The 12,353-nt window shown below is 58.7% G+C and carries 13 protein-coding genes; 4 read left to right on the top strand and 9 right to left on the bottom strand.

Features of this window, described 5'->3' with window-relative positions; translation table 11 throughout:
• Positions 1 to 98: 98 nt before the first annotated feature.
• Complete coding sequence (locus tag H559_RS0101405) at positions 99 to 938, bottom strand: SDR family NAD(P)-dependent oxidoreductase (RefSeq protein WP_028451212.1); 840 nt, start codon at positions 936 to 938, stop codon at positions 99 to 101.
• A 236-nt stretch (positions 939 to 1,174) separates the two neighbouring features.
• On the opposite strand from H559_RS0101405, the gene H559_RS22500 reads away from it, so the two are divergent.
• Positions 1,175 to 1,324: a hypothetical protein gene (locus H559_RS22500; protein ID WP_155845243.1), complete on the top strand. Its 150-nt coding sequence runs from the start codon at positions 1,175 to 1,177 to the stop codon at positions 1,322 to 1,324.
• Positions 1,325 to 1,338: 14 nt separating this feature from the next.
• On the opposite strand, the gene H559_RS0101415 is transcribed toward H559_RS22500, so the two are convergent.
• Both H559_RS0101415 and H559_RS0101420 read right to left on the bottom strand, forming a co-directional pair.
• Positions 1,339 to 1,647 carry an RnfH family protein gene (locus H559_RS0101415; protein ID WP_028451213.1) on the bottom strand — a complete coding sequence of 103 codons (309 nt, stop codon included), beginning with the start codon at positions 1,645 to 1,647 and terminating at the stop codon, positions 1,339 to 1,341.
• Positions 1,648 to 1,652: 5 nt separating this feature from the next.
• The gene (locus tag H559_RS0101420) at positions 1,653 to 2,081 is read right to left on the bottom strand and encodes a type II toxin-antitoxin system RatA family toxin (protein ID WP_028451214.1); all 429 of its coding nucleotides are present in this window, start codon (positions 2,079 to 2,081) and stop codon (positions 1,653 to 1,655) included.
• Between the two features lie 56 nt (positions 2,082 to 2,137).
• Between H559_RS0101420 and dnaB the strand changes: the two genes are divergently transcribed.
• Positions 2,138 to 3,556, top strand: coding sequence for a replicative DNA helicase (dnaB, locus tag H559_RS0101425; protein WP_028451215.1), 1,419 nt, complete (start codon positions 2,138 to 2,140; stop codon positions 3,554 to 3,556).
• A 97-nt stretch (positions 3,557 to 3,653) separates the two neighbouring features.
• Here dnaB and H559_RS0101430 read toward each other — a convergent pair whose 3' ends face one another.
• Entirely contained in the window at positions 3,654 to 4,505 is an 852-nt protein-coding gene (locus tag H559_RS0101430; protein ID WP_051278799.1) for a Cof-type HAD-IIB family hydrolase, read from the bottom strand.
• 152 nt (positions 4,506 to 4,657) lie between these two features.
• On the opposite strand from H559_RS0101430, the gene H559_RS0101435 reads away from it, so the two are divergent.
• Complete coding sequence (locus H559_RS0101435; protein ID WP_028451217.1) at positions 4,658 to 5,029, top strand: cupin domain-containing protein; 372 nt, start codon at positions 4,658 to 4,660, stop codon at positions 5,027 to 5,029.
• Between the two features lie 97 nt (positions 5,030 to 5,126).
• Here H559_RS0101435 and H559_RS21225 read toward each other — a convergent pair whose 3' ends face one another.
• The 4 genes from H559_RS21225 to H559_RS0101455 form a co-directional block, all read right to left on the bottom strand.
• Positions 5,127 to 7,574, bottom strand: a complete 2,448-nt coding sequence (locus tag H559_RS21225) for an ATP-binding protein (RefSeq protein WP_051278800.1) — start codon at positions 7,572 to 7,574, stop codon at positions 5,127 to 5,129.
• A 92-nt stretch (positions 7,575 to 7,666) separates the two neighbouring features.
• Positions 7,667 to 8,764: an HD-GYP domain-containing protein gene (locus H559_RS0101445; RefSeq protein WP_028451218.1), complete on the bottom strand. Its 1,098-nt coding sequence runs from the start codon at positions 8,762 to 8,764 to the stop codon at positions 7,667 to 7,669.
• 85 nt (positions 8,765 to 8,849) lie between these two features.
• Entirely contained in the window at positions 8,850 to 9,692 is an 843-nt protein-coding gene (gene queF / locus H559_RS0101450) for an NADPH-dependent 7-cyano-7-deazaguanine reductase QueF (protein WP_028451219.1), read from the bottom strand.
• A gap of 148 nt (positions 9,693 to 9,840) precedes the next feature.
• Positions 9,841 to 11,196, bottom strand: coding sequence for a sodium-dependent transporter (locus tag H559_RS0101455; RefSeq protein WP_028451220.1), 1,356 nt, complete (start codon positions 11,194 to 11,196; stop codon positions 9,841 to 9,843).
• A gap of 177 nt (positions 11,197 to 11,373) precedes the next feature.
• Here H559_RS0101455 and H559_RS18330 point away from each other — a divergent pair, with 177 nt between their 5' ends.
• Positions 11,374 to 11,754, top strand: a complete 381-nt coding sequence (locus H559_RS18330; protein WP_155845244.1) for a hypothetical protein — start codon at positions 11,374 to 11,376, stop codon at positions 11,752 to 11,754.
• A gap of 139 nt (positions 11,755 to 11,893) precedes the next feature.
• Here the strand turns inward: H559_RS18330 and H559_RS0101465 are convergent, their stop codons facing one another.
• Positions 11,894 to 12,277, bottom strand: a complete 384-nt coding sequence (locus tag H559_RS0101465) for a hypothetical protein (protein WP_028451221.1) — start codon at positions 12,275 to 12,277, stop codon at positions 11,894 to 11,896.
• Positions 12,278 to 12,353 lie beyond the last annotated feature (76 nt).

A 12,353-nucleotide genomic window follows, 5' to 3' on the forward strand; every position in this document is an offset into this window, starting at 1 on the left:
CTTACAGCTATCTCGGCACGGCTGGCGAGGGTCTTGCGATAGGTATATGGCTGCAGCCATTTTCTTGGAATGGCTTCAGTCACATATCCAGCAGGGTATCAGGCGCCAGCCTTGCGCAGCAGCACATCCAGCCAGCGGGTTGGCAGCAGGCGCTTCAGATGCCAGAACACGTGGGTCGGTGTTGTGACCCGGTAGCGGGCTGCGGGTGTGCGCGCAGAGAGTGCGGCAAGCAGCGCGCGGGTTGTTGCTTCCGGCCCCAGCGTGAACGGCGTGCTGGCGCCGGGCTTGTGCAGACGCTCGCGCATGGTGGCGTAGAGTGGGGCATGAATGCCGCTTTGCACCGGTTCGACCCACTCGGCGAATTCACGCGCGGCGTTTTCACGAAAGCGGCTTGTGATGGGGCCGGGTTCAAGCAGGATGGCGTGCACTCCGGACCCGGCCAACTCCAGGCGCAGGGTGTCGGCAAAGCCTTCAAGGGCAAATTTGCTGGCGTTATAGGCGCCGCGCACCGGCATCGCAGCAAAGCCGAGCACCGAGCTGTTGAAAATGATGCGTCCCTGCCCCTGGCGACGCATCCAGGGCAGTACCGCATTGCAGAGCTCGATACTGCCAAACACATTGGTCTCGAACTGGTGACGCAAGGCGGCGCGACTCAGGTCTTCCACTGCGCCGGGAACACCGAAGCCGGCGTTATTGAAAAGGGCATCGAGCCGCTCTCCCGTTTCTCCGGCCAGCCATTGCACGGCGGTTTCGATCGAATGGCTGTCGGCGATATCCAGCAGGATGGCTTCAAGACCTTCCGCACGCAGTCGGCAGACATCTTCGATCCTGCGTGCCGAGGCAAAGACGCGCCAGCCGCGCGCTTTCAGGGCATGGGCAGCATGATGGCCGATTCCCGAGGAACAGCCGGTAATCAGAATGGTGGGAGCAGTGGACATGGGCAAATGCGGGGCAAACGTCAGAAGGCGCGCATCATGCCATGTTCAGCGTCCAGTTGTGGCATTTTTGCAGCAAAAATGCCGCAAGAGGCAGAATTTCCCGGTGCGGTCAGGCCGTCTGCCGGTGCGCGCTTGGCAAAGGACTGGCTGGTGCCGTATGGTGCGATCCGGCCGTGCGCAAATAGGGGATAACCCCAAGGGCCGGATAATAAACCCGCTGACTGGAGCGAACTGACGTGTTTCTGCTGATTTCAATTGTTGCCGCACTGCTGGTGCTGGCTATTGCCGTCTGGTGCTGGCTGAGCCTGCGCGCCAGAGGGAGTGACAGTGCGGTCAAGTCGAGCCCCGGGGTCCTGCTGGCAGGTGCCCGCAAACAGGACGACTGAGCAAACCGCGCCAGTCAGGCCTCGCCGCCGCCCTTTTTCATGACCTTACCGTCGGCGACACGCTGGCGGCGCACTTCTTTCGGGTCGGCAATCAGCGGCCGGTAGATTTCCACACGATCCTTGTCCCGTAGCACCGTGTCGGCTTTCACGGCCTTGGCGAAAATACCGATCTTGTTCTTTGCCAGATCAATCTCGGGAAACTCGGTCAGAAGTCCCGAGCGCTCAACCGCCTGTTGCGCCGTACAGCCTTCATCGACTTTCAGAATGACCAGCTTTTGCTTTTCTCGGGTTGCATAAACCACTTCAACGGTAATCTGGGACATTGCATTCAGCCATAAAGCTTGTCGGCCTGCTTGATGAAGGCATCGACGAAGGTGGACGTAATCTTGTTGAACACCGGGCCGATTACGGCCTCGAGTGTCTTGCTGGAAAACTCATAATCGAGCTCGAATTCGATCTTGCAGGCATCTTCCATCAGTGGCGTGAACTGCCAGATGCCATTGAGATGGCGGAACGGCCCGTCGACGAACTCCATGTCGATGCGGTTTTCTGTCAGCAGGTCGCGGGTACGGAAATGGCTGCTGATTTTCATGAACTCGATGCGCACGGTCACATCGAGCACCGCCTCGCTGCGTTCATGCACCTCGACACCACCGCACCACGGCAGGAATTTCGGATAATCCTCACAGCGAGCAACCAGCTCGTACATCTGTGCGGCGGAATGGGGAACCAGAACGGATTTGCGAATGCACTGCATGGAGAGGGCCAAAAACGCTAGAATAGGCGGCCTTGCAATACCACTGTCCGGCCAAAATGAACGAGCATGCTACTGCCGCCTTCGAGAGTGCGCAACTGGAAAACCTTCGGCTCCCGCCACATTCGATCGAAGCCGAGCAATCGGTGCTGGGTGGCCTACTGCTGGAAAACGGCGCTTTTGACCGCATTGCCGACATCCTCTTTGCCGCCGACTTCTACCGAGATGACCACCGCCGCATTTTTGAGGTCATCGCCAAGCTGATCGAGCTGAATCGCCCGGCCGACGTCATCACCGTATCCGAGGCGCTCGACTCCAATAATGATCTGGTCTACGTCGGCGGGCTGGCCTATCTGGGCAGCCTGGCACAGAACACGCCATCGGCAGCCAATATCCGCCGCTATGCGGAAATCGTGCGCGAAAAATCGGTCATGCGGCAGCTTGCCAGTGTGGCCACCGAAATCGTTGATTCGGCCTACAATCCGGGCGGGCGTGAGGCCAAGGATCTGCTCGACGAAGCCGAATCCAAGGTTTTCCAGATTGCCGAACAGTCCGGCAAGGGCCAGCAGGGCTTTTTTGCCATGCCGCCGATTCTGAAAGAAATCGTCGAGCGCATCGATCATCTGTACCAGCAGGAAAATCCTTCTGAAGTCACCGGCACCGCGACCGGCTTTATTGATCTGGACAAGATGACTTCCGGCCTGCAACCGGGTGACCTGATCATCGTTGCCGGGCGTCCTTCGATGGGTAAAACGGCGTTTTCGGTCAATATTGCCGAGCACGTCGGTTGCGAGCTGAAAAAGGCCGTGGCCATTTTTTCGATGGAAATGGGGGCCACGCAGCTGGGCATGCGGATGGTCGGCTCGGTGGGCCGCATCGACATGCACAAGCTGAAGACGGGCCGCTTTGACGATGAAGACTGGCTCAAGCTCACGCATGCGGTTGGCAAGCTGTCCGAGGCACCGATTTTCATCGAGGAAACCGGCGCGCTTACCGCGCTGGACATCCGCACGCGCTGCCGGCGGCTGGCACGTCAGCACAAGGATGGCCTCGGGCTCGTGGTGATCGATTACCTGCAGCTGATGGCTGGCCGCGCGGGCGCCAAGGACCAGAACCGCGCCACCGAGCTCGGCGAAATTTCGCGTTCGCTCAAGGGGCTGGCCAAGGAACTCAAGGTGCCGATCATCGCGCTGTCGCAGTTGAGCCGCTCGGTCGAACAGCGTACCGACAAGCGCCCGATGATGTCCGATTTGCGCGAGTCCGGCGCGATCGAGCAGGATGCCGACTTGATCATGTTCATGTACCGCGATGAGTACTACAACCCCGACAGCCCGCACAAGGGCCTGGCCGAGTGCATCGTCGGCAAGCACCGGAACGGCCCGGTCGGCCGTGTCCCGCTGGTGTTCCAGGGCATGTATTCCCGCTTCGGCAACGCCATGATGCGTCCGGAAGGCTGGAATAGCGACCTGGAGTCCTGATGTTCATGGGGTATATGATCATAGCCCTTTTAGATAAAGGGTTTTGATCATATACCTGATTGCCTATCGGTTACTTATCAGGCAATCTCCCTGAGCGTTACTCCAGACCGAGCACGGCCTTGATGGTGCGGACAACACCATTGTCAGTATTTCCCGGCGCCAGATAATTGGCGCGTTCCTTCAGTTGCGGATGCGCATTCGCCATGGCGAAGGAGTAGCGGGCTTCGTCCATCATTTCCAGATCATTGAGAAAATCGCCGAATACCATGGTCTGCTCGGCCGTGATGCCCAGCATCTGCTGGATGTGACGAATGCCAGACCCCTTGTTGACTCCGGCGGCCATGACATCGAGCCAGTGCGCGCCGGAAACGACGACCTGATGCTGCGCGCTGAACGGGCGAAAAGCCGGATAGATCAGAGTCTCGGACGAACGCGGGGTGAAGAGGGCGACTTTCAGGATGTCATCCTCGATCATGAGCAGGTCGCTGGCGACTTCGAGCCGCGGGTAGTATTTGCCGACCTCGGCATGGAATTCCGGCGTCCCGCCTTCGATATAGGCCGAACGCTTGCCGCACAGCACGGCACTCACATCGGCCTCCTGCTCCCTGAGCTCCCGATAGGCCGCGAGCAGGGCACGGGCATCGGTGAGCGCGAGGCAATCCGAGCTCAGCTCACGCTCCTGCTGCACGACGTAGGTGCCGTTTTCCGCGATGAAAATCAGGTCGTCTGCGACGGGGGCGAAGCGTTCGAGCAGGCTGTAATACTGCCGACCGCTCGCCGGGCAGAAAATGATGTCGCGGCGGTGCAGTTCCTCGATCAGCGGCCAGAAATCATCATGAATGGCATGCTCGTCATCGAGCAGCGTGCCGTCCATATCGCAGGCAATCAGCCGGATATCGGGTGTGTGGTCAAGCTTGACGGGGTGAATTGCCGCAATGGGAGAGGTCATGGCTGGGCTCGGGAAAGTGGCTGGGTCAAACCGACCGCAAGATCCGAAATTATAAGCCCGATTGCGGCCTGCAATCATACGGTGCAACGATTACAATCGGGGCGGCTGGTGTCCTGACGCCATTTCCTCCTGCTTTACCCTAGGCCTGTTCCATGAAGATCACCGACTTCCGTGCGGCTGTTGCCCCCAGCCATGATGAACCCCGTCCCGACCGCCTGCTGAGTGCCCACTCGCCCAGGCGAACGACATATGAACACTACCTCAGCGGCGATGGTGCATTCAGCTGTGGCATCTGGGAATGCGAGCCTGGCGAGTGGCGTATCCGCTTCGCGGATGACAAGCATGAATTTTTCTGCGTGATCAGCGGCCTGGTGCGCCTGCATGACGAGGACGGTAGCGTGGTTTGCGTGGCCGCAGGAGAGGCGGCGGTTATTCCGGCCGGGTTTTCAGGGCGATTCGAAGTGGTCGAGGCCGTGCGCAAATACTATGTCGTTTATACGGAGCCGCCCTCAGCGCACACCTGACAGGTATTCATGCTTTTCCCGGCCAATGACGCCAGAATACGAAAAGCGCTGAATGTTGCCTGCCGTCCCCTGCGCTTCGAATCTGCCACCCATTGCTTCAGTGAGCGGCAGGCGGAGATGCGGTGGCCGCCGGAGCCGATACCGGGAAGTGCAGTTCGAAGCAGACTCCCGTACCTTCTTCCGGAGGCAGGAGACGCACGTCACCACCGAGCGAGCCGGTGGCCAGCGAATACACGAGATAGAGCCCCAGTCCGCTGCCGCCCTGTCCGAAGCGGGTAGTAAAGAAAGGTTCGAACACCCTGGACTGCAAGGCTTCGGCGATGCCTTTTCCGGTGTCACGGTAGTGCAGCAGGCAAACGTCATTTTCTACCCGTGCCGTAATGCTGATTTCCCCGGCTTGATCCGGTGCAAAGGCATGCACCAGTGAGTTGATGACCAGGTTATTGATGATCTGCTCGAAGGGGCCCGGGTAACTGTCGATGCCCAGCCCGGCAGGAATGTCGATGCGGAAGGTGATGGGGCGCTTCTTGTACTGCGGCGAGAGCGTCCAGAGCACTTCTTCTACCGTTGCCCGCAGGTCGAAATGGCGGCGCTGGTTGGACGAGGTGTCGACGGCGACCTGTTTGAAGTTGTTCATCATATCGCTGGCTCGGCGGGAGTTCCGGACGATCAGCTGCAGCGCATCGCCCGCTTCATGCAGATAGCTTTCCAGCATGGTTTTTTTCAGTGTGCCGGAAGTCATGGCCTCGCTGAGTTCGCGGTGTTTCTCCTCCAGCGTGGTCGCGGAAACAAGGTTGATGCCGAGCGGCGTATTGAGCTCGTGGGCGAGCCCGGCGACCAGATTGCCAAGTGCAGCGATTTTCTCCGACTGCACCAGATGATTCATGGCCTGCGCCAGTTCCTGATTGGCATTTTCCAGCTCGGTGGTGCGAGCCTTCACCCGGTCTTCCAGCAATTCGTTGCTTTCACGCAGCGCCACATTCAGCTTGGCAATATCTTCCAGAAAATGCTGGCGATCGATATTGGCAATGGTGCGTGTGGCAATGGTGGCGAGCTGACTGGCATACAGCAGTTCGTCCGCCGACCAGTTGTGCTGCCGCTTGCGGTGCTCGAACATCATTACGCCAGCGAGCTGGCCATGCAAAAGAAGCGGCTGGCACAGCAGCGCTTCGATACCGTGACTGGACAGATAGTGTTCATAAAGCTGCCAAGTGTGCTGATGGTAACGCGCGACATGGGCGATCACGCTGTCACCTTGCCCGAGCTGGGCGAAAAACTCCGGCAGCTCATGTTGAAAAAGCATTTCGCCGCTTTCAACCTGTGTGCCTTCGCTGGCTGCATGGCGACAGGCGCAGTGCAAGGCCTGCTGCCCGTCATGATCGTGCAGCCAGACCGAGCATTGCGGCAAATCGAGGATGTCACATCCTTTCTGCGCCAGCAGGCACATGGCGTCCTGCAATGAGCGCTGCTCAAGGCTCTGATCCGTGGAGAGCTCAAGCAGTTGCCGGCTTGGGCTGATGCGCAAGCCGGCCAGGTCTTCGAGTTCACGCTGCTGGTGCGGATTATGGCTGCCGAGCAGAATGCACTGATCAAGCGCGCTGGCCATCTTGAATGCAGCATAGGCTTGCGGGATATCTCCCCCGCATTCAGCGTGCCGTGCCAGCGCATGCCACAGGCGCGCTTCGATGTGAGCGGCACCGGCATGCTTGGCAAATTCGATTCCTTCACGAACACTGGTCGTGGCAAGCGAGCTGTTGCCCTGCAAGACCAGTGCTTCGCCCCGCGCAAGGCAGACATTTGCCAGTCCCCACCAGTGGCTGGATCCCTCACACAGGCGGTATGCCTCATCCAGCAAGGCCAGTGCTTCATCCGGCCTGCCACGCGCGATATCGAGTTCGGCCAGGCGGAACAGGGTTTCACCCGCATCATCCTGATGGCCGAGCTGTCGGGCGAGCAGGATCACCTGGCGATAAGCGGCTTCGGCTTCATCCAGTCGCCCCAGCCGGTACAGGTTCACCCCGAGATTGAGGTGGGCATTCAATATCAGGTCGCCGTCCTGGAGCTGCTCGGCTTGCGTGGCCGCAAGGCTTAGTACATCGACGGCTGTCGCCGGATCATCAAGTGCATCGTAGATCTGCCCTATGCCGATCTTGGCATAAATCCAGGTCACCTTGTCACTGGCCAGCTCGGCACATTCAAGGCAACGCCCCCAGGCCTGCATGGCTCGCCGGTATTCGGCACGGGTATAGAGCGAGCGCCCGATCAGGTTCAGCAAGCGGGCTTCTTCGGCAAACAGGTGATGGCTTTGCGCAAGCTGAAGGGCTTCATGCAGGATGTCGATCGCGGCATCCGGATAACCTTGCTGGTCAATCAGCAAGGCATAGTGCTGAGCCACAGTGACAAATGCTGCATCATCATGCAGCTCACGCGCCCGGGCGAGCGTCGACTCGCACAGTTCATACGCCTGACTGCGCTTGTTGTGGCACAGCTCGGCGATGAGATCTACAGCTTGCTGTAGCTGGGGGCTGATGCCTGGCTCATCCATTCTGGCCTCGCTTCATTTCGGCCGGGACTGATGCATGCCCGGGCTAACAGTGGCAGCGCATGGATCGGTGCGCATGATTTTTTCCCTCGCGGTCAGCTTTCCAGGGTGGCGCGGATCACCCGATTGAAGGGCGCAATCCAGAAGGAATCAAACTGCTCGACCGTGGCATTGATTTCCGAGATTGCGCGCAAGACCGAGCGCTGCTGGCCTCGATGACTGTGTTTGAGCATGACGGATTCAAACGCATCGATCAGGGCCAGAATCCGAGCACCATGATGGATGGAGACCACGGGCAGGCGATTCGGATAGCCGGTGCCGTCAGGTCGTTCATGATGCTGCAGACAGATTTCAGCCGCCATCTGCCAGCCCGGCATGCGCGCCAGCAAGCCGGCAGCCCAGCCAGGATGAGCCTCCAGTTGCTGCCGCTGGGGATCTCCAAGTGGCCCGGGCTGCAGCCAGCACTCGGACGGCAGCAGCATCATGCCGATATCGTGCATGTAGACGGCGGCTTCCAGCTGGATCATGTCCACGGGTTCGCCGGCTTCGCGGTTGGTATCAAGCGCAAGGCGCAGATTGCGGGCCGTCCGACCGTGCAGCAGTGGCGAATGCGCCTCAAGCTGCAAGGCCAGCTGCCGGAAGAAATGCAGGTCTTCGTGTACTGCACCGGCAGCCAGCGCACTCTGTTGCCCCAACCGGAAGGGGAGCTGTACGGTGGCCGGGCGAAAGCCGGTCACCGAATGAATCAGCGCCGATGCTGCTTCGTCCAGTGCTGGGCCTGCCAGACCATCCATTTGCGTCAGCCCGTCAGCCAGTGAGCCCAGATGCAGATTCTGCAGGCCGCGCCCCTGCGCGAGAGTTTCCACGGCCTGCTCGATGCGATCCAGCGTCAACAGCATCACTTCGCCTAGCAGATCAGTGAAAACCAGATCGCCAGCACGGATGCGGGTCAGGATGCTTTCGATGCCATGCACGAGCGGGATGACAAAGTCGATCTGGCAAAGGCCGGCATCGCCCTTGATGTTGTGAAAGGCGCGAAAGAGGTCGGCGATCAGCGCCGAATTGCCCGGGGCGAGCTTCAGCTCGGCCAGTAACTGTTCGACACGAGGGGCATAGTCGGCCAGCGCATCGCGGAAATCCTGGAAGCTTTCCGGGTCGCGAATGACCGGATGCAGAAAATCGACGTCAGCCATGCACCATACTCCCCGAGTGTTCTGCTCCAAGTATGGTGTCTAGGCTGCCGGCCTGCCAGTTTTTCAGCCCTGGCAGGTCTGATGCTTATTGGCGTGCAGTGCGCAGATTGGGGGGCAGGGCGGCGTTGTGATTGGCCCGCCAGGGGTTGATGTCGAGGCCGCCGCGGCGGGTGTAGCGCGCGTAGACACTGAGCTTCAGCGGTTCGCACTGGCGCAGGATGTCCATGAAGATGCGTTCGACGCATTGTTCATGGAATTCATTGTGATTGCGAAAGCCGATCAGGTAGCGCAGCAGGCCTTCGCGATTGATCGGCTGGCCGGTGTAGCTGATCTGCACGCTGGCCCAGTCCGGCTGGCCGGTCACGAGGCAGTTGGATTTCAGCAGATTGGATGTCAGTGTTTCTTCGATCGGGCCGGCGTCCGGGTGATCTTCGTCCAGATCACAGCGCAGCAGTTGCGGCTCAGGGTTGTAGCTCTCGACATCGATATCCAGATTGTCAATGTTGTAGCCCGCCAGTTCGCCGAACTTGCAGCCCGCAAACGTGTCCGGCTCGCGGATCTGCACGATCACGGGGGCGCCGCTGGCGGCTGATAGATCCGCACGCAGCAAGTCGGCCAGTGCATTGGCGTCAGTCAGTTTGGTCTGGTTGAAACTGTTCAGATAGAGCTTGAACGATTTGGATTCGATGATGGCGGGACTGTTGGCCGGAATCATGAATACGGCAGTGGCTACCTGCGGCTTGCCGCGCAGGTTCAGCCAGGACAATTCATAGCCATTCCAGATGTCCATGCCCATGAAGGGCAGCTTACCGGTGATGCCGATTTCATCGCGCTTGCCCTGGCGCGGAATCGGAAAGAGCAGGGAAGGGTCGTATTCGCTGATGTAGGCGGATACTTTGCCCAGCGGGGAAAGGCTTGCGTCACTCATGGCTGACTCATGGAGCATGAAAAACAAAAGCCGGATTGTACCGGCTTGGTTTTCAGCTTGTAGGTGCGAATGTAATTTTCAGGGTATGTCGCTGCAGCCATTTCATTGGAATGGCTGCAGCGACATACGCATTGATGTATTTGAGGTCTCAGAATACGTTCAAGCCTTTCAGCATGACGATGAGTACCAGCAGCGGCGATACGAAGCGCACCAGCACGAACAGCACGCGGATCAGGGCGCGATTCTGCAGCAGGCCGCGGTTGGACAACTCGGCCTCCAGTTGCGGCAAACCGAACACCCAGCCGACGAACAGGCACATCAGGATACCGCCGATGGGCATCAGCACATTGGAGCTGAGGTAATCGAACAGATCAAAGGGATTCTTGCCGAACACCAGCCAGTCTGCCGTTGTCGAAAACGACAGGATGGCCGGGGCGCCAGCGAGCGCCAGAATGGATACCGAGAGGAGGGTGGCATTGCGGCGCGTGAATCCGAAGCGCTCGGACAGCACGGCAACCGGCACTTCCAGAATCGACAGCATGGCCCCCGTGGCCGCAATCGCCGCCAGTACGAAGAACAGCACCATGAAAATTTGCCCACCCGGCATGCTGGCAAAGACGGCAGGAATGGTCATGAACACCAGCGACGGGCCACCGGCGGGCTGGAAACCGAAGGAAAACACGGCCGGAAAGATCGCCATGCCGGCCAGCATGGAAACGGTGAGGTCAGCCAGCATTACCCGCAGCGCGGTGGCTGGAATATTCTGTTCCGCACGGAAATAACTGCCGTAGGTCAGCATGGTGCCGATGCCTACCGACAGCTTGAAAAAGGCCAGCCCCATCGCAGTGAGTACCACGCCGGCGGTGATCTTGGAAAAATCGGGGGCAAACAGGAATTTCAGTCCCTGCACCGCACCGGGCAGCGTCAGGCTGCGGATACAGAGCAGGACCAGCAGCAGGAAGAGAATCGGCATCAGCTTTTTGGTGACTGCCTCGATACCCTTGGAGACACCCATGATGATGATGCCGCCGGTAAAGGCGAGTACCGCCCATTGCCACAGCAGCACCTGCCAGGGATTGCTGACCAGCGAACCGAAAGCGGCCTCTGCCTGCTTGGGGTCGGTGGTGGCAATGCTGCCGGAAATCGACTTGAAGATATAGGCAAATACCCAGCCGGCCACGCCGGTGTAGAAGGCCAGAATCAGGATGGCCGATACCAGCCCCATGTAACCGATCGCCTGCCAGGCGGGCTGCTGCGGCGCCAGCTTGCGGAATGTGCTGACGGCATCGGCACGCGCGGTGCGGCCCAGCATGATTTCACTGATCATGACCGGCAAGCCGACCAGCAGGGTTGCCAGCAGATAAACCAGCAGAAAGCCCGCGCCGCCATTTTCGCCGGTCAGGTAGGGAAATTTCCAGATATTACCGAGGCCAACAGCCGACCCCAGCGTGGCAACCAGCACGCCGAAGGTGGAAGTAAAACCGTCACGATTAACTGCACTCATGAGCTTGCGCTCCCTGTTGACCTGATTGGGCGGACTATCTGCCAGGCAGGCAAAGCCTGTCCATTCGGGATATCCCCTTGCTGTCACGGCACAAACATGCCAGCGGCACATGCTTGTGGTATAAGACAAGCTTTCATCGGGAGACAATAATCCATGCTGGACTGGATCAGCCGGATCATGAGCAAGCCTAGCCAACGTGCCAATACCGCCGCGTCCAGCATGTTTCCGCCGACTGAGCTGATGCCGGCACGCAAGCACGATTACAGCGAACGGCACGATCTGCTGAAGAAATCACTGATCTATCGCATCAAGCGCGATGCACTGCACATCGTCGCCGAAATGAACCAGGGCCGGCAGATGGAAAATTGTGAACTGATGGCCCGCCAGCTTGCCTTCGTGCAGAAGGAATTGATCCAGGCCGCTTATCACGATGAATCCTTACCCAAAGAACAGCGGCAGGCATTGGCGAGATACCACGCCGTCAACATCCGCCAAGGGCTGGGCGAGCGCCGTACCCAATCCCTGCGCGGAATCGTTGCAGGGAAGAGTGCGGATTAGCGAGTAAGCAAATTTCCTTGCAGCACCGCAGACATACAAAAGGCGCGTCGATTCTAATCCCGCGCCTTTTTGCCGGTTAGTTAACTTGACATAATATACAGAATAAGGGCCGATTATTGCGAAATCGGCCCTTTTCCTTTCATGCCGTGAAGGTCAGTCGCGGGGGTTCGTGGGTGACTTGAAAAGGTACATCAAGCAGCTGCACCTGCCGGGGCAGCGGGTATTTTTTCTGAAGTAAATCAAGCAATTCCTGACCGCCAAGAGTTCGCCAGATGCGCAGCCATACCTGCCGGGCGGATTCATTCTTTGCGCGTTCTGCGTGCATGGCAGCGTAGAGAATTGCCACATCACATTCAAGGATTTCTGCAAGGTTCTCGCAAGTATTGTCCGACATGGTGGCTTGCTTGTTTTGGTGCTGAGCTATGGCCTTTTTCGTCACCTGCAAATGCATGGCAAGGGCGTAGTCTGACTTGATGTTTAGCTTTGATTTTGCACAGAAAATTAAGTATTTCGTCGTCATCATTTTTCGTGTCATCCAATGTAGTTTTGGGGGATGGGCGCTACATCACTACCGTCATAGCCTGTAAGCAATGGGGACT

Source organism: Chitinilyticum aquatile DSM 21506 (assembly GCF_000430805.1).
Taxonomy (GTDB): domain Bacteria; phylum Pseudomonadota; class Gammaproteobacteria; order Burkholderiales; family Chitinibacteraceae; genus Chitinilyticum; species Chitinilyticum aquatile.

Coding starts and splice junctions, on each gene's coding strand:
- H559_RS21225 (WP_051278800.1), bottom strand. CDS start 7,574: ATGGATGAGCCAGGCATCAGCCCCCAGCTACAGCAAGCTGTAGATCTC.
- H559_RS0101430 (WP_051278799.1), bottom strand. CDS start 4,505: ATGACCTCTCCCATTGCGGCAATTCACCCCGTCAAGCTTGACCACACA.
- queF (WP_028451219.1), bottom strand. CDS start 9,692: ATGAGTGACGCAAGCCTTTCCCCGCTGGGCAAAGTATCCGCCTACATC.
- H559_RS0101455 (WP_028451220.1), bottom strand. CDS start 11,196: ATGAGTGCAGTTAATCGTGACGGTTTTACTTCCACCTTCGGCGTGCTG.
- H559_RS0101445 (WP_028451218.1), bottom strand. CDS start 8,764: ATGGCTGACGTCGATTTTCTGCATCCGGTCATTCGCGACCCGGAAAGC.
- H559_RS0101420 (WP_028451214.1), bottom strand. CDS start 2,081: ATGCAGTGCATTCGCAAATCCGTTCTGGTTCCCCATTCCGCCGCACAG.
- H559_RS18330 (WP_155845244.1), top strand. CDS start 11,374: ATGAGCAAGCCTAGCCAACGTGCCAATACCGCCGCGTCCAGCATGTTT.
- H559_RS0101465 (WP_028451221.1), bottom strand. CDS start 12,277: ATGATGACGACGAAATACTTAATTTTCTGTGCAAAATCAAAGCTAAAC.
- H559_RS0101415 (WP_028451213.1), bottom strand. CDS start 1,647: ATGTCCCAGATTACCGTTGAAGTGGTTTATGCAACCCGAGAAAAGCAA.
- H559_RS0101405 (WP_028451212.1), bottom strand. CDS start 938: ATGTCCACTGCTCCCACCATTCTGATTACCGGCTGTTCCTCGGGAATC.
- dnaB (WP_028451215.1), top strand. CDS start 2,138: ATGAACGAGCATGCTACTGCCGCCTTCGAGAGTGCGCAACTGGAAAAC.
- H559_RS0101435 (WP_028451217.1), top strand. CDS start 4,658: ATGAAGATCACCGACTTCCGTGCGGCTGTTGCCCCCAGCCATGATGAA.